The organism is Streptomyces sp. URMC 126 (assembly GCF_051386555.1).
Lineage (GTDB): Bacteria > Actinomycetota > Actinomycetes > Streptomycetales > Streptomycetaceae > Streptomyces.
This window is the reverse complement of the sequence record NZ_JBPQTX010000137.1, coordinates 1-17,480: the sequence shown is the minus strand read 5'-3', so window position 1 is coordinate 17,480 and position 17,480 is coordinate 1. Positions and strand designations below refer to the sequence as shown.

Here is a 17,480-nt window from a genome sequence, read left to right as displayed (position 1 = left end):
GGAGCCGGGGAACGGGGGAAGCTGGGGGCTGGTCTGCGGTCCGGTGAACGACGGCGTGGTCATGCCGCCATCCTGCGGCGTCGACGGAAGCTCCGGCCTGAGCGCTCGTACTCAGTTTCGGTACTCAGGTGATCACGCCGGTGCTTGTCGGGGGCGGCCCGAGCGGGGGGTGAGCGGGGACGACCGTTCAGTGGCGCGCGTCCGAACGCGGCCTTTGCAGGGTGAAGGTGTCGACGGGGGTCAGGTCGCCGTGGGGGCCGTCGAAGGTGTAGTAGGTGACGCGCATACGGGTCAGGCGGTCACGGGGGTCGCCGGGGTCGACGTCGAAGGCGGCGAAACCGCGGTTGTGCTCGCGGTCCTGGACGGCCGCCCAGGGCGCCTCCTCGGGGAGCCATATCGGCTCGCGGTGGCCCGAGGAGGTCCTGTCGTCCTTGAGGCCGACCAGGACCCGGGCCCGCGGGGTGTCGAAGAGGTCGTCCTGGCTGGTGGCGATGTTGCCGCCGGCGCCGATGACCATGTGGACGGTGCCTTTGGCCGTGTCGACCAGGTCGGTGCGAGTGGCGACGGGGACGGGGGTGCGGGCGTCGTCGGGGAGGGTGCCGCGGACCGGGTGCGACCGCTCGTAGTGGTGTTCGTGTCCGCTCAGCACCAAGTCGACGCCGTACGCGTCGAACAGCGGGCCCCACGCCCGGCGTACCCCCAGGTCGCTGCCGGCGCTCCGGTGGCTGGAGATCATCGGCTGGTGCATGCAGACCACGATCCAGTCGATTCCCCGGTCCGCGCGCGCCGTCTTCAGCTCGCGTTCCAGCCAGCGGCGTTGGGCGCCGCCGGAGTAGCCGTTGATGTAGGTGTCCCCGCCGTCCTGGAGCGCCACGTCGTCGTTGGCGAGGCTGACGAAGCGGACGGCGCCGACGGTGAACGCGTACCACATGCCCCGGGTCTCCTCGTCGGACGAGGCGCCGGAGGGGAGGGCGAAGTAGGCCTGGTAACCGGCGGCGCCGATGGGGCCGTTGCCCTTCTCGTTCTCGTGGTTGCCCGCGCAGGGCATCCAGGGTCGCAGCCGGGTGGAGCGGCTGTTGTTGATGAACCAGTCCGCCCAGGTCGCCACCCGGCTCGTGCCCCACGCGCCGGCGACCGCGGCGTAACACAGGTCGCCGTTGACGAGGTTGAACAGCGGCGCGACCCGCTCGACGGCGGAGACGATGTCCGCCGAGGCGGGCGAGCCGATCTGGCTGCTGGTGTGCAGCGGGAAGCGGTTGACGGGGGAGGGGACGCCGTCCGGCAGGTGGACGATCCGGCGGAGGTCGGGCGTCGCCTGGTCGCCGAAGCTGGTGAAGGTGAAGGCGGCGCGGCCGCGCGGCGCCGTGGTGAACGAGCCGGTCTCCGGCGTCGTACCGTCGTGTCCGGCCGAGTACAGGTAGGTGGTCGAGGGGCGCAGGCCGGTGATCCGGGCGTGGTGGACGTACACCTCCTCCTTCGACAGCCCGTCCCGGTAGGTGCGGGTCTCGGCGTCGACGGCCCCGCTGCCGTACCCGCCCGCCGGTGACCCGAGCCGCACTCGCGGGCGGTGGACCGACTGCGGGGTGATCCAGGAGACGGTCATCTCCGTGGCGGGGTCCGAGCCGAACTGCAGGTGGACACCCAGCACTCCGGGCGCCCCCACCCGGTGCGGGCGGTGCCATATCAGGGGGCCGGGGGACGGGGCCGCCGTCGGCGGAGACGCGGCGGCGGACTCCGTGACGGCGGCCTCCGCCGCGGCACCGGTGACGAGCGGGACGGCCGCGGCGGCCGACGAGCCTTTGAGGACGGATCTGCGTGTGATCGTCATGTAACGCCCTGTTCCCGTGGGGAAGTCGGTGGTTCTGGGCACTTTAGGTGATCACTGCTTGATCCGCTTTGATCCGCTCGTGGCGATTCCGTGAGCCCGGCCTCGCGGCCCCCGGTTCGTCGTCCGCCGCCACCCCCCCCCGAGTGCCGCTCAGCGGTGCGGCGGGGCCGGCTTCCCTCTCATCGGTCCTGCGAGAGCGTGTACAGCTCCTGGAAGAGCCCGCCCGCGACGACCAGTTGGTCGAAGGTGCCGTGTTCCGTGACCCGGCCGTGCTCCATGACGACGATGCGGTCGGCGATCCGGGTGTTGTCGAGCCGGTGCGTGACGACGACGGTGATGCGGTCGCGGGCGATCTTCTTCAGCTCGGTGAAGATCTGGTGCTCCCCGCGGGCGTCCATCTCGGACGTGGGCTCGTCCAGCACGAGGACCGCCGGCTGCCGGTACAGGGCGCGGGCGCAGGCGATGCGCTGCCATTGGCCGCCGGAGAGGGTGACGCCGCCCCACAGCTCCCGGGCGAGGAGCGTGTCGAGCCCCCGGGGGAGCTCCCGGACGGCGTCCGTCATGCCGACGCGGTCCAGGGCCTCCCACACCGCGTCGTCGTCCCAGGTGCGGGGCTGGCCGAGGGTCACGTTCTCCCGTACCGACAGCGGCCAGCAGGCGAAGCTCTGCGGCACCACCGCCGTCCGGTCCGACAGTGTCTTCTGGTTGGCTTCCGCCAGGTCCACGTCGTCCCAGAAGACGGTTCCCTTCTCGGCCGTGTACAGGCCGAGCAGGAGGCGGACGAGCGTGGACTTGCCCGAGCCGTTCTCCCCGACGACGGCCACGACCTCGCCCCGCCGGAACGTCAGCGACACGTCGTCCAGGGCCGGGGCCGTCTTGTTGGGGTACCAGTAGGAGACCTTCTCCACGCGCACCCGTTCCACCACCGGCGGCACCGTCCTGCCCCGCGCGCGCGGCGTCCGCTCCGGGGCGCGGCCGTTGGCCACGAACCGTTCCCAGTCCGCGAGGTAGAGGCAGTGCCGGAACAGGCCGACGGTGTACGCCAGCAGGTCCCGGATGGACGCCAGGGCCTGCCGGACGGCCACGATCACCGTCGCCGACACCGCCAGGGAGACCCGGCCGGAGACGGTCAGCCAGGCCAGGACCGCGTACGCTCCGGCGAGGCACACACCGCCGGCCGTGTACGACAGCAGATCCGTGCGCAGTTGGCGCGGTGTCTGGGCGAGGAACTTCTCGTCGATGGTGTCGGTGAGCCGGCCGTACCAGAACCTCAGGTACGGGATCATGCCGTTGCCGTGCATCTCGTCGCCGAAGTACCGGTTGGTGGTGTAGCCGCGCATCATCTGCTTGACCGTGCGGCCGGCCGCGACGGCCAGATGGGTGCGGTACTCGATGCGCGCCCGCACCACGGCCCCGACGCCGGACGGGAGCACGGCCAGCAGCAGGACGCCGAGCATCAGCGGGTGCAGCCCGGCGAGCACCCCGCCGGCCGCCACCAGCCGGATGAACGAGCCGAGGAAGACCTGGACTTCGGTCACCAGCCGCTCGGAGCGCACCACTCCCGTCTCGGCCTTCTCGCGGTCCTCGGTGAACGACGGGTCGTTGTAGACCTCCAGCCGCACCGACAGGGCGGCGTCGATCAGCGCCCGGTCCGCCGCCGTGAGGAGTTGTGGACGGAGCCGGTCCTCGGCCCACTGGCCGAAGGCGTGGGCGCCGCGCGCGAAGGCCGCCGCGCAGCCGGCGCCGATCAGGTACGGCATCGCCGCGTGTACGCGGAAGGACACGGTGCCGGTGCCGACGAGCGGCCCCATGGCCTGCGCCGTCATGGTCAGGAGCACCGCGGCCCCGGCCCCGCCCGCGATCTCCGCGACGAACAGGACGACGACGGCCCTCCGGTCCGCCGCCCACGCCATCCGCAGGAACCGGGCCAGCAGGAACGGGACGTCACGCAACAGCTCGAACAGCCCGTGCTCTTCGAGGACGTTGCGCTGGTTCGGTCCTTGGTAGGTGAGCGCCGCCGGCTCCGGCATCGGGGGGCGCTCCCGGAGCCGGGCCTGTCGACCGCCCGGTCGTTCGCCGCCCGCTTTACCGCCGGATGAGTTCTCCACCTTTCGTTCTCCCTCCCCTTGGGTAAAGAGCGCCCGGTCGAGGGCACCCGGTGCCTAACCGGTCGCGCCCGGGGAGGGACACGGCCTCAACCGGCCGATTCGGGGAGGGTGTTGGGGCGCGCGAGGGCGGAGTGCCCGGTGTCGGCGCGGGGTGCTGGTGCCGGGTGTCGCGGGTCGGTGCGAGAGGGGCCGGGCGAGGCCGCGGGGCTCAGGAGAGGTCCAGCACCGCCTTGCCGTGCAGCCGGCGGCCGAGGAGCAGGTCGATGGCGTCCGCCGCCCTGTCCCACGGGCCCCGCCAGGCGATCCGCGCGTCCAGTTCCCCGGACGCCACCAGTCCGGCCAGCAGGGTCAGGTCCGCGCCGAGGCCGGTGCACCGCATGAGGTAGAAGCTGACCAGTGCCCGGTCGTGGCCGGTCGGGGCGCCGAGGAAGGCGCCGGGCGGGAAGACGTCGGGTTCGTGCTCCGCGCGGCCGACGGAGACGAGGGTGCCGTGCTCGGCGAGCCGGGCGTACCCCTCGACCAGTTGCCGTCCGCCGACCAGGTCGATGACGCCGTGCACGGGTTCGGTGAGGTCCTCCGGGCCGGTCACGACCTCGTGCGCGCCCAGGGCCCGCAGGCTGTCGCCGTGGGCGCGGGGGTCACCCGTCGACGCGACGACGTACGCCCCGGCGCGGCGGGCGAGTTGGACGGCGTACCGGCCGGTGCCGCCGGTGGCTCCGGTGACCAGGACGCGGCTGCCGAGGACCGGCCCCAGGCGCCGCAGCGCGCGCAGGGCGCTGGCGCCGGCCACCGGGACGGTGCTGATCGCGCCGAGGTCGGCCCCCTCGGGCACGGTGCCGATGAGGTCGGTGTCGACCGCCCGTAGTTCCGCCCAGGCGCCGTCGCCGGACAGGGTGACCACCGGGGTGCCGGCGGCGGGGCCGGAACCGTCGGCCGCCGCCCGTTCGACGACTCCCGCCGCGTCCCAGCCGAGGACGGCGCCGGCGGGCGCCTCCGCCAGGACGTGCTTGATCTCGCCGAAGTTGAGCGAGGTCGCGGTGGTGCGGACGAGCGCCTGGTGGGGTGCGGGCTCGGGCTCCGGCGCCTCGCCGAGACGCAGGCGGCCGGGGGCGGTGGGGTCGACGAGGAGTGCGCGCATGGCAGGGGAGCCCTTCCGGGAAGACGATTATGCCTCTCAGTGGCATTAACCTACAAGGGGCATAGGCGCCCGCACTACACTGGGGGCGATGACCTCCACCGACGCACGCACCGGCTCCGCTGCCAAAGCCCCCACCGGCGCTTCCGCGGAACGCCTCCCGCTGCGCGAGCGCAAGAAGCTGCGCACCCGTCAGGCGCTGATCGACACCGCCCTGGAGCTCTTCACGGACCGCGGCTTCGACGGCGCGACGCTGGACGAGCTCTGCGACGCGGTGGAGGTCTCCAAGCGCACCTTCTTCCGCTACTTCACCAGCAAGGAAGACGTGGCGATGGCGCCGACCCAGGACCTGTGGGCGGCCTTCCTCGACGACCTGGAGACCCGCGAACCGAGCGGCGAACTGGTCCTGGAACTGCTGCGGGCGTCGCTGCTGGCCGCACTGGAGCGGATGACCGACGCGGGCTGGGCGCGGCGCGTCCGCCTCAGCCGCCGGCTGGCCGCCGAGACGCCGTCCATGGACGCGCACGGCCTGCACTTCTGCGACCGCACGGTGCGCGCGGCCGCCGACATCCTGCGGCGCAGGCTGGACGTCGACGAACCCGCCGACGTCCTCGGCCTCCGGCTGGCCCTCGACTTCTTCGTCGCCGCCCACCGCCACGCGCTGGAGGCCTGGGTGACCCTCCCCGGCGAACCGGGCCGCGCCGCCCTGGCGGACGAACTGCGGCGCGCCTTCGCGGCCGTTCCGGGAGCGCTGACGCTCGCCGCGGAGCCGCGGACCGCGTAGGCGGGCGGCCGGAAGACGACGGCCGCTCGGAGCCCGTCGTCGGCCGCCGCTCGCGGCGCAGGGGACCAGCCGCGCTCTCGTTCCCTCTTTCCGGTGAAGTTCCCCGGCGGCGACCGAAGGTGCCGCCCTCGCCCTTACGGTTGTGCTATGAGGACGCGCGTCCCGCGGTGGTGTCGACGCGACGCCGCATCGACTGGGCCCCGACGCATCGGCCGGACGCCGTGGCGACGGCAGAGGGGCGGGCCATGGGTCAGGTCACGGATCGTGTGAACTTCCTCGTCTCGAACTTCACGTTCTTCAGCGGCGTCACCGTCGTTTCGCTGCAAGGCGGCGAAGTGGCCCGATACGCGACCGGGAGTGTCGCGGCGGACCAGCGGGGCGGCGTCACAGGGCGCCTGCGGGAGTACTTCAGCGACCGGCTCTTCGACAAGCGCCCCTTCGTCTTCCAGCCGTTCGACGTGGACCGGACGGACACCTCGACGCTGACGATCAGCCTCGCCGGCGGTCCCAGGGCGACCATGGTGCTCCATTCCTGGGGCGACACCACGTTCGGGTTCCCGGTCCAGGACCAGGGCGAGGTGTTCTTCGGGTCGGGAGACCCGGTGGGGCCGGTGCCCGGCCGGGCCGGCTTCCTCATCGCCGTCGGCCCGCCCACACACGTGGGGGTGACGGACCCGGGCGCCCCGGAAGCCGGCGGTTCCTGAGCCGGAATGCCGTCGGTCTCGGGGACGGTGCCGCGTACCCCGAGCCGGCGGTGTTCCGTCCACCGGCGGAGGCCGGCGGGGGTCAGGACTCGCAGCCGACCGGGGGATTCCCCGCGGCGACGACGCAGTGGTCGGTGTCCGGGCCGCCGTCGACCAGGCCCAGGTTGACGGCCGCATGGAGGTCGTCGTCGCCTGTGCCGCCCAGTACGCGGCCGTCACTCGCCACCGTGCCCTCCACGGTGAGCCGGTCGTCGTCCTCGGCGCCCTCGACGAGACCGTGGACGACCACGGGGGACTCGATGTGGATCTCGTCGGCGCCCCTGGCGCCACGGAAGTCGGTCGTCGGGGCGGTCGTGGTGTCCCGGCGGACGATGATGCGGTCCGCGTCCTGGCCGCCGCGTACGGCACCGAACGCCTTGCCGCTGATCTCGAAGCCGTCGTGGCCGCGTTGGCCGTCGAGCTCACCGCTGCCGGTGAGTTCGGCGGACCGGCTCAGCGCGAAGCGGTCGGTACCGTCTCCCGCTCGGATCCGGCCCTCGATCCGGCCGGTGAGGATGATGGTGTCGTCACCTCCCAGGGAGTCGACGACGGTCGTCGCGTCCACGGACGAGCACACGATCGTGTCGGCGGCCTCGGTTCCGGTGATGACCGGTCCGGTCGTCACCACGTCGTTGACTTCGCAGGAGGACGCCGCGTGGGCCGGGGTGGCGAGGGCGACGGCGGGCAGGGCCAGGGCCAGTGCCACGGCGAACCGGCCGGCACGGCGGCGGAGGGTGAGGAGAGAAGGTCTGTGCGCGATGTGCGGCATGGACGGATTCCCTTCACGAGCGAGCCGCTTCGAGCGGAAGCGGACTCTCCTCGTTTACTTCCGTGGGACGAACACGCCGAAACGGTAAAACAGTTGCCCGAAATGCATTTCGATCATTTCCCGATCAGGTCCGGGCGGCCGCGCGACTGACATGACGCCCGTTTTCGACAACGCCTCGCCTCCGGAAGGTTTTCGGGTGCCCTCGTTGCTTCGCTGCCGGGAAGGGGATGCCCGGTGGCGCAGGGGCGCACCCGCCGTACAAGGCCGTCCTTTTCCCGGACGGCCAAGCCGCGCATCGCGGGAACATCACGGAAAGCAAAGGCAGCGAACAAAGAAGATAAACGGATATAGCACTCTATGGTGTTGAAGTCATGGACGGACGCTGTTCAGTCTTGTCATGGCGCGCTGTCATATGACTGCCCTCCACGGAGGGGGTCGGATGATCCGGCCATCTGCTCGTCGCACCCCACGACGGGAAGGCAGGAATATGAGCAGACTCAAGCGCGCGACGACGGCATCGGCCCTGGCACTGGCCGTGTGCGGGCTCCTCGGAGCCGCCACGACGGCGCACGCGGACGCCGCGTACGACGAGATCACCATGCTGAAGCAGGAGAAGACCCAGTGGTGCTGGGTGGCCTCCGGCCTGACGATCGCCAAGTTCCAGGGATACGGCTCGACGCAGAGCGACTTCTGCACCCGCGCCAACCCGTACTACGGCTGCAACAACCAGCCGGCCACGCTCGACGACATGGCCAGGGCCTGGGGCAGTCTCGGCATGTCCCACACCGGCACGGGGCTGAGCCGGGCGGCCACCTTCAGCGAGGTGCAGACCGAGGTCCGGGGCCCCCGGCCCGTCGGAGCGCGCATCGGCTGGAACTCCGGCGGCGGGCACATGAACGTCGTCTACGGCTACGACACGTCGAACAACACCATCGGCGTCGGCGACCCGTGGCCGGACACGACCACGTACACGTGGTGGAACTACAACGACTACGTGAGCAACAGCTCGTTCAAGTGGACCCACTCCCGCACCGGCATCTCCCGCTAGGAGCGTGACATGCGCGACCACAGAACGTCCGCGACGCGGCGGGCCGCCGGCCTCTCCCGTCTCCCCCTCGCCCTGGCGCTCGGCGCGTCCGTCCTGCTGTCGGTGGGCGCCGCCCCGGCCGGCGCCGCCAAGGGCCCGGGCGACCTGCCCAACCTCCAGGCGGCCCTGGACACGCTGAAGTCGACCGCCACCCACAACGCCGTCTGCCGCTTCCTCAGCGCACCGGTGCCCGGCGGCGGGTCGCCCGGAGCGGCGGTGACGCTCCCCGCCAAGGCCGACCCCTGCGAGGGCGTGCCGTCCTTCACCATCAAGGACCCGCTGGCCCTGAACGAGATCGCACCGGCCTTCGTGACGGGAACCGCGCAACCCTCCCTCAACGACGCCGTCAAACTCTCCTACGCCGTCGCGGGGGTGACCACCTCCGGCGGCCGTACGGCCACCGTCCTGCTCGCCCCCACCGGCACCACCGGCTGGCACCTGGCCGCCGTCCGCGAAGGCGACACGGACGCCACCTACGCGGGGAAGGCCGATCTCGCGACGACGGTGTTCAGCGAGCCGCAGATCCGCGGCTTCTACCAGCTGAAGCTCACCACCGTCGAGCCGCTGAACGACGCGGCCCGGCAGGGGCTGAACGGTCAGCCGTCGGTGTCGCTCGCCGACTACCAGAAGCTGGTCAAGGCCCGCTACGCCGACAAGCAGCCCGGCTCGGAGTTCGACACCAAGGGCTTCTCCAGCGGTCTCGGCGGCGGCCGTCCGCACTCCTCGTCGGCGTCCTCCACCCCGCTGGTCGTCGGCGGTTCGGGCGCCGCCGCGCTCGTCCTCGCCGGTGGCGCCGTCGGCCTCCGCCGCCGCAAGCGCGCACGGCTCCGCTGACACACGCGAGCGCGTCTCCGCCGGCGTACGTACGACGGACCCGTAGGTCCCCTCCACGCTTCGCCCCGGTTCCGGCCCGCCCACGGCCCGGAACCGGGGCGAAGCCCCGTCCGGGCGCGGGCCGTCGGCGGGCGCCCGTCCGTCACTCGACGCGCGCGGCGTCCAGCAGCACCTCCAGCAGCGCGTCGGGCGCGTCCCCCATCACGTTGTGGCCGGAGGCCAGGGCGTGGGTGCGCCAGGCGGGATCGGTCCGCAGGCGCTCGTACAGCGGGGCGAAGGGGGAACCCCCGGGCCAGCCGGTGGCGTAGACGTAATCCCGGCCGCCGTCGCGGTCGAACCGCCCCTCCAGACGGATCTCCTGGAGCAGCGAGGCCAGCGGGTGCGGCGTCGCCCGGGGGTCGAAGAACGGCAGGGGCGCGCTGGCGTAGCCGTTCCGGCCCACGCCTTCGAGGTACCAGGCGCGTTCCCGGTCGGTCACGAGCGACCAGCACGAGTCGCCGTCGCCGGGGACCACGGCGTCGACGTAGACCAGTCCGGCCACCCGCTCCGGAACGCGGTCCGCGGCGCCGGTGATCACCATGCCGCCGTAACTGTGGCCGACGAGGACGGCGTCGGTGATCCGCTCGTCCTCCAGGACGTTGACGACGTCGTCGATGTGGGTGTCGAGGTTGACCGTGGCGGTGAGGAGGTGCCTGCGGTCCCCCACGCCGGTGAGGGTCAGGGGATAGGCCTGGTGTCCGCGCTCGCGCAGCCGCCGGGCCAGTGGTTCGAAGGTCCAGGCGCCGTGCCAGGCACCGGGTATGAGGAGGAAGGTGGTCATCGTGGTGCTTTCCGGTGGTCAGTCGATGACGGACAGGACGATCTTGCCCGTGGTGCGGCGGCTGTCGCCGAGCTCGTGGGCCTCGGCCGCCCGGTCGAGCGGGAGCACCGCGGCGATCTCGGGGCGCAGCAGGCCCGCCTCCACCAGGGCCGCGATCTCGCGCAGCCCCGCCTGGTCGGCCTCCACGATCATGAAGGTGGCGCGCAGGCCGAGGGAGGCGGCTTCGTCCGCCAGGTACGCCTCGGCCGGGGAGGCGAGGGAGACCAGGACGCCGCCGGGGCGCAGGGTGCGCAGCGAGCGCGGTCCGTAGGCGCCGCCGATCGTGTCGACGACGACGTCGACCGGCTCGACGGCCGCCTCGAAGTCGGTCTCGGTGTAGTCGACGAGTTCGTCCGCGCCGAGGCCGCGCAGGAAGGCGTGCTTGGCCGAACGGGCGGTCCCGATCACGTGCGCGCCCCGGGCCTTGGCGATCTGGACGGCGAGGTGCCCGACGCCTCCCGCCGCCGCGTGGATCAGCACCCGCTGCCCCGGCCGCACGTCCGCGACGTCGACGAGCGCCTGCCAGGCGGTGAGCGCGGCCAACGGCAGGGCCGCCGCCCGCACATGGGTCAGCGCGGCGGGCTTGCGGACCAGGTGCCGGGCCGGTGACGTCACGTACTCGGCGTACGTCCCCGCCGGAAGGGGGTGGCGCGGCAGACCGAACACCTCGTCACCCGGGGCGAGGGTGGCCACCCCCGGGCCGACCGCCTCGACCACGCCGGAGACGTCCCAGCCGAGCCGCACCACCGCGCCGGTCAGGCCACCGGAGGCGCGGTGCCAGGAGTCGGTCGGATTGACCCCGGCCGCGTGCACCCGCACCAGCACCTCGGCCGGGCCGGGCTCCGGGCGTTCCGCCTCGACCACCTTCAGCACGTCGGGGCCGCCGAAGCCGGCCTGGCCGATCGCGCGCATCGTCGTGTTCCGCATGTCTTCTCCGTTCTCCTGTGTTCCGTTCCGTCGGACCTTCGCGGTCCGTCGATCCGGCGTTCTCGTGTCCGGCCGGTTCTCGTGTCCGGCCGGGCGGAAGGGGGGCCGTGGTGTGGGGCTCAGGCCGGGCGCACGGCGCGGGGCGTGGCGGCCCGGTCACGCCGGGCCCCGTCCGCCGCCCACCGCGCCACCGGCCCCAGGGCGTACGACGCCGTGAGGAACAGCCCGCCGAGCAGCAGCCAGCCCGCCACGCCCAGGCCCGCGAGCAGCGAGGTGAGCAGCACCGGCCCGAGGGCGCGGGCGACGGTGGTGCCGGTGCCGAAGAAGCCCTGGTACTCGCCGATCCGTCCCGCCGGGGCCAGCTCGAAGCCGAGCTGCCAGGAACCGGCGGACTGCAGCATCTCGGCGACGACCAGCAGCACCGAGCCGCCGGTCAGGACGGCGACCGCGACCCAGGGCGAACGGCCGGCCGACAAGGCCAGGACCCCGCACGCCAGGAGCATGATCAGGCCGGAGCCGCGGAGGGCGCGGGCCGCGGTGGCGAGCCCGGTGACCGAGCGCGCGGCGCGGACCTGGAACAGCGCCACCGCGACCGTGTTGAGGACGAACAGCGCCGAGACCAGCCACGCCGGGGCCTCGGTGCGCTCGGTGATCCACAGCGGCAGGCCGAGACTGAGCAGCGGCAACCGGAGGAGCAGCACGGCGTTGAGGAGCGTGACGACGACGTACGGGCGGTCCCGCAGGACCCGGAGCCCCCCGTTCCGCGGCGCCGGTACGGGCGCGACGGCCGGCAGCCGCGACAGCAGCAGCGCGCAGAGGACGAAGCTCAGGGCGTCGACCGCGAAGACGCCGCGGTACGCCGGCCCGGTCCCGACGGACAGGGCCAGCCCGCCGAGCCCGGCGCCCGCCGCGAGGCCCGCGTTGAGCGCCGACTGCAGATGGGCGAGGGCCCCGGTGCGCTCCTCCTCGGCGACCAGGCCCGCGAGCAGCGCCTGCCGGGCGGCGGCGAGGCCCGACTGGGCGGACGCGTAGAGGCAGGCGGCGGCGACGAACGGCAGGAAGCCCCGGACGACCAGGAACGTCGCCACCGCGACGCCGGTCGCGAGGGCGAGCAGCACCGCCGTGCCGCGCGGGCCGCGCCGGTCCGCGAGCCTGCCGAGCGGTACCCCGACGACCGAGCCGACCGCCCAGGCCACGGTGAGGCCGAGTCCGACGCGGGCGGGGGCGAGGCCGACGACGTGGGTGAAGTAGAGGGCCGAGGTGACGTAATACGCGCCGTCACCCACCGAGTTGCCCAACTGGGCGAGGGCGAGGGTGCGTCGGGGCCCGGGAGGGGGCAGCAGAGGTGACCGGGCAGGGTCGTGGACGGACAAGGTTTCTCCTGGTGGGACGGTCGGGCGTGCCGGGGCGCCGAGGGCTACGCGGCCGGCCGGTAGTCCAGGACCAGGGCACCGGAGTCGAACACCGTCGTGGAGGCGAGCGTCCACGTGGTCGCCGGGGCACCCTCGGGGAACAGCCGCTTGCCCCGGCCCACGATCACCGGATGCACCCACAGCTTGAGCTCGTCGACGAGTCCGAGGGCGATCAGGGCGTTGGTCAGCTCGCCGCTGGCGTAGACGAGGAGGTCCTTGGCGTACCGGGTCTTGAGCTCGCCGACCTCGGCGGCCAGGTCGCCGCGGACGACGGTGGCGTTCCAGGCCGGCCGCTCCAGGGTCGTGGACACGACGTGCTTGGGAAGGGCGTTCATCCGGACGGCGAACTCGCCCTCGGACTCCTCCATGTGCGGCCAGGCCGCGGCCATGCCCTCGTACGTCACCCGGCCCAGCAGCAGCGCGTCACTGGCGAACAGCCGGCCGCGCGCGTACTCGGCGTGCTCGGCGGTGAAGTACGGGCCGGTCCACGACGGGTTCTCCATGACACCGTCCAGCGAGACATACGTCAGGGCAACGATTCCGGCCATGGGACATCCTCGTACGTTCGATTCGGGAAAGGCGGCGCGGGCGGGCCCCGGGACGGCTCCCGGCGGGTCCGGTACGCAGCGCCTCTGGCAGACTGCCCGTCGGAAACCGGCCGAACAACGCCCGATACCGCAACCCGCGTTTAGTCCCGCTCAACGCCGTAGGAGCTCCCGTTGCTCGAACGCCTGGAACTGGAGGCCTTCCTGACGCTGGCCGAAATACTGCACTTCGGGCGGACGGCCGAGCATCTGCACGTGACCACCGGCCGGGTCAGCCAGACCATCAAGAAGCTGGAACGCCGCATCGGAGCCGACCTCTTCGAGCGGACCAACCGGAGCGTCCGCCTCACCCCGCTCGGCCTCCGGCTCTACGAAGACCTCCGGCCCGCGTACGATCAGATCCGGTCGGCCGTGGAGCGTGCCATCGCGGACGTCCGGCAGGCCCCCGGCACCCTGCGGGTCGGCTTCGTGGGCGCGGCGGCGGGGCAGATCGTCCATCAGGCGGCGGACCTCTTCTCCCGGCACGAGCCCGACTGCCGAGTGCGAGCGCGGGAGACCCAGGTCGCCGAGGCACTCCAGCGGCTGCGCGCGGGTGACGTGGACATCCTCGTCACCAGCCTGCCGCTCGCCGCGCCCGACATCGTCGTCGGCCCGGTGGTCATCTCCGAACCCCGCATGCTGGCCGTGCCCTCGGACCACCCGCTCGCCGGCAAACCGAGCGCGGACATGGAGGACCTCGCGGACATACCGCTGCTGCGGCTGGCCGGCGCGCTGCCGGGCGACTGGCCCTCCGACCGCTGGCCGGAACGCACGCCCGGCGGACGGGCCATCCGCGGCGGCCCGTACTTCGAGACGTTCCAGGAAGCGTTGCAGCTGGTCGGCACCGGCAGCGGGGGAATGATCGTCGGCGCCCAGGTCACCCGCTTCTACAACCGCCCCGACATCACCTGTCTCCCGTTCTCCGACGCCCCGCCCATCGACTGGGCACCGGTCTGGCTCAAGAGCAGCACCAGCCTCCTGATCCCCGCCTTCGCCCGGGCCGCCCAAGAGGTGGCGAACCGCGTGTATCTGGGAGGCCGTTAGCGCCGGCCAGGCGGCCGTCAGGGGGTCGTGGCGAGGTGGTCCGTGAACCACTCGCAGGCCAGTTCCGCCACCGTGTCCAGGGCCCCCGGCTCCTCGAACAGATGGGTGGCCCCGTCCACGACCACCAGCCGGTTCTCACACCGCAGCCGCTCCGCCGCCCGTCGGTTCAGGTCCAGGACGGCCTCGTCCAGCCCGCCCACCAGGAACAGCGTCGGCGCACGGACACCCGCCAGCCGGTCCATGGCCAGATCGGGGCGGCCGCCTCGCGACACCACGGCCGCCGGGCCCTCCCGGCCCTCCTCCGCCGCCGCCCAGAGGGCCGCCGCGGCCCCCGTGCTGGCGCCGAAGTAGCACAGCGGCACGGACTCGCGGCGCATCCACTCCGTCACCTGGTCCAGCCGGCCGGCCAGCAGACCGATGTCGAACACCTTCGCCCGGTCCTCCGCCTCCTCCGGCGTCAGCAGGTCGAACAGCAGCGTCCCCAGGCCCGCCCGGTTCAGCACCTCCGCCACGGCACGGTTGCGCGGACTGTGCCGGCTGCTGCCGCTGCCGTGCGCGAACAGCACGACCGCCGGCGCGCCGGGCGGCATCGTCAGATCGCCGTCCAGGGTGACCGTACGGTCGTCCACGGGCAGCTTCACCGGCGCCGGGCCGTGGATGTGCGCTCCCGCCCGGGGCGGGGCCGCCGTCGTGTCGTGCCGCAGCAGGGCCACGACCTCGGCGTCCTCCGTCTGGGAGAAGTCGCGGTACCACTCGCCCACCGCCGAGAACCCGCCCGGCGCCGACAGGTACACCAGCTCGTCCGCCTCGCCGCGCAGCGACTCCACCGCGTCCGGCGACGTGACGGGCACCGCCAGGACCACCCGGCGGGCTCCCTGTGCCCGGGCCACCTTGCACGCCGCCGCGGCCGTGGAACCGGTGGCGATCCCGTCGTCCACCACGACGGCCGTCCGGCCCTCCAGCGGTACGCGCGGACGCCCGCCGCGGAAGCGGTCCGCCTGCTCCCGCAGATGCCGCTCCTCCGCCCGCTGGACCTCCGCCAGATCGTCCTCGTCCACCCGGCCGAGCCGCATGATGTCGTCACGCACCACCCGCACCCCGCCCTCGCCGAGCGCCCCGAAGCCCAGCTCCCGGTGCGAGGGAACGCCCAGCTTGCGCACGAGGATCACGTCCAGCGGCGCCCGCAGCGCCCGGGCGACCTGGTAGGCCACCGGCACCCCGCCGCGCGGGAGGCCGAGCACGACGGGATCGTCCCCCCGCAGGTGTCCCAGCCGCTCGGCCAGCCGTCTGCCCGCGTCCACTCGGTCGTCGAATCGCATCGTCCACCTCCGGCAGCCGGGGGACACCCGGCCGGCGGGAAAGGTCTCCCTTCCACTATGCGACCCCCACGGGTGCGCACCAACCCGGCCGGGACGCTCAGCCGTCCCCGGCCGCCAGGGCCGCCGTGATCCGCGCCGCCGCCTCCGCCGCCTCGTCCTCCGACGCGTACCGCGTCCGCGGCCAGAAGAAGCCCCGCAGCCCGTCCTTGCGGTCGCGCGGTACGACGTGCACATGCAAATGCGGCACCGACTGGCTCACCTTGTTGTTGGCCGCCACGAACGAACCGGCCGCGCCCATCCCGCGCTCCACCGCCCCGGCCACCCGCCGCACCCGCGCGAAGAACGGCCCCACGTCCGCCTCCGGCAGGTCGGTCAGGGTCACCACGTGCCGCCGGGGCACCACCAGGACGTGCCCGGGGAACAGCGGCCGGGCGTCCAGGAACGCCACCACCGCCTCGTCCGCCAGCACCCGGTGCGCGGGCGCGCCGCCCGCCACGATCGCGCAGAACACGCAGTCCGTCACCGAAGAGTCCCGTTCCTCCCGCATGGCCTCAGCTTTCCCGCGAATCACCGGCGGCGCACGCGGCGGCCTCACCGGATGGCGTGCGCCACGAGGCCGGTGCGGCGCTCTCCGCGGACCTGCCTACGGAAGCGGCTCGGCGGGGGCGCCCGCGCACCGCCAGGGCGGCGGGGCGCTCCCCGCGTCCCAGCCGGCGAGTGCCCGCTCGTCCAGGCAGAGGATGCCGCTGCGCGCCGCGTACTCCAGGGCGGGGCCGGTGAAGTCGCTGGTGGTCACGACGGCCGCCACCTGGGCGGCGTGGATGGTGAAGCAGGTGCCGCCGAAACGCTGGAGGTCCTGTGAACCGACCTTGTGGTCCGGCCCGTACCGCTTGCACTGGACGACGATCCGCCGCCCGTCGGGCGCCGTGGCGAGCACGTCGGCCCCCAGGTCGCCGGCTCCGCCGACCACCCGGACGTCCGTACAACCGTCCCGTTCGCAGAGCCGGGCGATCGCCTCCTCGAACTCGGCGGCGTCCAGGGCCGCGTAGTCCACCGGCGGGGCGGCGTCCACCAGGGGGGAGGGCCGCGGGCCCGTCCGGCCGTACGCGGCCGTCGCCCGGAAGGCGCGCCGCAGCCGGTGGCGCCCCCGGAAGCCCGCCGCCCCCGCGGTGCCCAGCGCGAGCAGGCCGCACACGGTCTCGACCGGATGCCCGGCGGCGTGCCCGGCGGCCGTCCGCAGGGTCAGCCCGGCGCCGCAGACCAGGATGGCGAGCAGCGCGAGCGCGAACGCGGCCCGGCGGAAGCCGGAGGCCGCCCGGCGTCCGGCAGGGTTCCGCCGGGGGACGGAGGGTTCGGGTATCGGCATTCGGCGGCTCCCCCCCGCGAAGACTCCAAGATCATTCGGTGTGGTGCGTGTGCCCCTTTCCGGCGATTTCAAGGCGCCCGGGCGGCCTCCGCCCGGGCCGTAGCCCCGTTCGAGTACGGGGATGGCCTCGGCGGGACGCCGTCACCTGTCGGTGTGTCAACGGCCCGGGGCTTGTCGTACCGGCCACGCGGCGACCGCGCGTTCATCGCAACCGGTGACCGTCCGCGTGTTTGAAGTGACGTGGAAAGGAAGGGGAGGCGTGAGGGCGCCCGGAGGCCCGCGACCGTTCCGGCGAACGGCGAACGTCCGTGTGGATCGCGGCCGGGCCGGGTCGCCGGAGTGTTTGACCGGTGTGGGCGCCGACCACTAGCAAGGGGCCCGCGCCGGTGACGTGCTCGGACCGCCGAGGCCGGTCCGCGTCGCGGGCGGTTCAAGGGGAGGTTTTCTCAGTGGTGCCGAGCAAGAGGGTGTGGCCGGGGGTGCTGGCGGCCGTCGCGGCGAGCCTGACGGCCATGCCGGCGGCGGCGGACGCGGACCCCGTGCTGCCGGCCCCGCGCGTGATCACCACGCCGGGGGACACGCAGGTGATGATCCCGCAGGGCGCCAAGTACATGCGGGTCACCGCGTGGGGCGGCGGCGGGGGAGGCGGCGGTGGCGCCGGCGGACAGGGCGGCGGCGGAG

The 17,480-nt window shown here is 73.4% G+C and carries 16 protein-coding genes and 1 pseudogene; 6 read left to right on the top strand and 11 right to left on the bottom strand.

Features of this window, described 5'->3' with window-relative positions; all coding sequences use genetic code 11:
- Positions 1–187: 187 nt before the first annotated feature.
- From ACSNOK_RS18085 to ACSNOK_RS18075, 3 genes are all read right to left on the bottom strand, one after another.
- Positions 188–1,828 (bottom strand): purple acid phosphatase family protein, encoded by a 1,641-nt coding sequence (locus ACSNOK_RS18085; RefSeq protein WP_436781732.1) that lies wholly within the window; start codon positions 1,826–1,828, stop codon positions 188–190.
- 179 nt (positions 1,829–2,007) lie between these two features.
- Positions 2,008–3,858, bottom strand: a complete 1,851-nt coding sequence (locus ACSNOK_RS18080) for an ABC transporter ATP-binding protein (protein WP_436781731.1) — start codon at positions 3,856–3,858, stop codon at positions 2,008–2,010.
- A gap of 286 nt (positions 3,859–4,144) precedes the next feature.
- On the bottom strand, positions 4,145–5,074 hold the full coding sequence (locus ACSNOK_RS18075) for a zinc-binding dehydrogenase (RefSeq protein WP_436781730.1): 930 nt from the start codon (positions 5,072–5,074) through the stop codon (positions 4,145–4,147).
- Positions 5,075–5,162: 88 nt separating this feature from the next.
- Between ACSNOK_RS18075 and ACSNOK_RS18070 the strand changes: the two genes are divergently transcribed.
- Together ACSNOK_RS18070 and ACSNOK_RS18065 are read left to right on the top strand one after the other, a co-directional pair.
- The gene (locus ACSNOK_RS18070) at positions 5,163–5,855 is read left to right on the top strand and encodes a TetR/AcrR family transcriptional regulator (RefSeq protein WP_436781729.1); all 693 of its coding nucleotides are present in this window, start codon (positions 5,163–5,165) and stop codon (positions 5,853–5,855) included.
- A gap of 245 nt (positions 5,856–6,100) precedes the next feature.
- The gene (locus tag ACSNOK_RS18065; RefSeq protein WP_436781728.1) at positions 6,101–6,559 is read left to right on the top strand and encodes a hypothetical protein; all 459 of its coding nucleotides are present in this window, start codon (positions 6,101–6,103) and stop codon (positions 6,557–6,559) included.
- Positions 6,560–6,641: 82 nt separating this feature from the next.
- On the opposite strand, the gene ACSNOK_RS18060 is transcribed toward ACSNOK_RS18065, so the two are convergent.
- Complete coding sequence (locus ACSNOK_RS18060; protein ID WP_436781727.1) at positions 6,642–7,367, bottom strand: hypothetical protein; 726 nt, start codon at positions 7,365–7,367, stop codon at positions 6,642–6,644.
- A 487-nt stretch (positions 7,368–7,854) separates the two neighbouring features.
- Here ACSNOK_RS18060 and ACSNOK_RS18055 point away from each other — a divergent pair, with 487 nt between their 5' ends.
- Positions 7,855–8,415 (top strand): papain-like cysteine protease family protein, encoded by a 561-nt coding sequence (locus ACSNOK_RS18055; protein WP_436781726.1) that lies wholly within the window; start codon positions 7,855–7,857, stop codon positions 8,413–8,415.
- Positions 8,416–8,424: 9 nt separating this feature from the next.
- Positions 8,425–9,288: a hypothetical protein gene (locus tag ACSNOK_RS18050; protein WP_436781725.1), complete on the top strand. Its 864-nt coding sequence runs from the start codon at positions 8,425–8,427 to the stop codon at positions 9,286–9,288.
- A 142-nt stretch (positions 9,289–9,430) separates the two neighbouring features.
- Here the strand turns inward: ACSNOK_RS18050 and ACSNOK_RS18045 are convergent, their stop codons facing one another.
- The 4 genes from ACSNOK_RS18045 to ACSNOK_RS18030 all read right to left on the bottom strand — a co-directional run bounded on the left by ACSNOK_RS18045 (position 9,431) and on the right by ACSNOK_RS18030 (position 13,034).
- Positions 9,431–10,108: an alpha/beta fold hydrolase gene (locus tag ACSNOK_RS18045; protein WP_436781724.1), complete on the bottom strand. Its 678-nt coding sequence runs from the start codon at positions 10,106–10,108 to the stop codon at positions 9,431–9,433.
- Between the two features lie 18 nt (positions 10,109–10,126).
- Positions 10,127–11,074 (bottom strand): NADP-dependent oxidoreductase, encoded by a 948-nt coding sequence (locus ACSNOK_RS18040; protein ID WP_436781723.1) that lies wholly within the window; start codon positions 11,072–11,074, stop codon positions 10,127–10,129.
- Between the two features lie 119 nt (positions 11,075–11,193).
- The gene (locus tag ACSNOK_RS18035) at positions 11,194–12,447 is read right to left on the bottom strand and encodes an MFS transporter (RefSeq protein ID WP_436781722.1); all 1,254 of its coding nucleotides are present in this window, start codon (positions 12,445–12,447) and stop codon (positions 11,194–11,196) included.
- A gap of 44 nt (positions 12,448–12,491) precedes the next feature.
- Positions 12,492–13,034: a dihydrofolate reductase family protein gene (locus ACSNOK_RS18030; RefSeq protein ID WP_436781721.1), complete on the bottom strand. Its 543-nt coding sequence runs from the start codon at positions 13,032–13,034 to the stop codon at positions 12,492–12,494.
- A gap of 171 nt (positions 13,035–13,205) precedes the next feature.
- On the opposite strand from ACSNOK_RS18030, the gene ACSNOK_RS18025 reads away from it, so the two are divergent.
- Positions 13,206–14,114 carry a LysR family transcriptional regulator gene (locus ACSNOK_RS18025; RefSeq protein WP_436781720.1) on the top strand — a complete coding sequence of 303 codons (909 nt, stop codon included), beginning with the start codon at positions 13,206–13,208 and terminating at the stop codon, positions 14,112–14,114.
- Between the two features lie 17 nt (positions 14,115–14,131).
- Here the strand turns inward: ACSNOK_RS18025 and ACSNOK_RS18020 are convergent, their stop codons facing one another.
- From ACSNOK_RS18020 to ACSNOK_RS18010, 3 genes are all read right to left on the bottom strand, one after another.
- Entirely contained in the window at positions 14,132–15,433 is a 1,302-nt protein-coding gene (locus ACSNOK_RS18020) for a phosphoribosyltransferase family protein (protein WP_436781719.1), read from the bottom strand.
- A gap of 97 nt (positions 15,434–15,530) precedes the next feature.
- On the bottom strand, positions 15,531–15,980 hold the full coding sequence (locus ACSNOK_RS18015) for an HIT family protein (protein ID WP_436781718.1): 450 nt from the start codon (positions 15,978–15,980) through the stop codon (positions 15,531–15,533).
- A 96-nt stretch (positions 15,981–16,076) separates the two neighbouring features.
- Positions 16,077–16,799, bottom strand: coding sequence for a restriction endonuclease (locus tag ACSNOK_RS18010; RefSeq protein ID WP_436781717.1), 723 nt, complete (start codon positions 16,797–16,799; stop codon positions 16,077–16,079).
- Between the two features lie 452 nt (positions 16,800–17,251).
- Between ACSNOK_RS18010 and ACSNOK_RS18005 the strand changes: the two are divergent.
- Positions 17,252–17,480 (top strand): annotated as a pseudogene (locus ACSNOK_RS18005) (hypothetical protein); the annotation flags it as partial.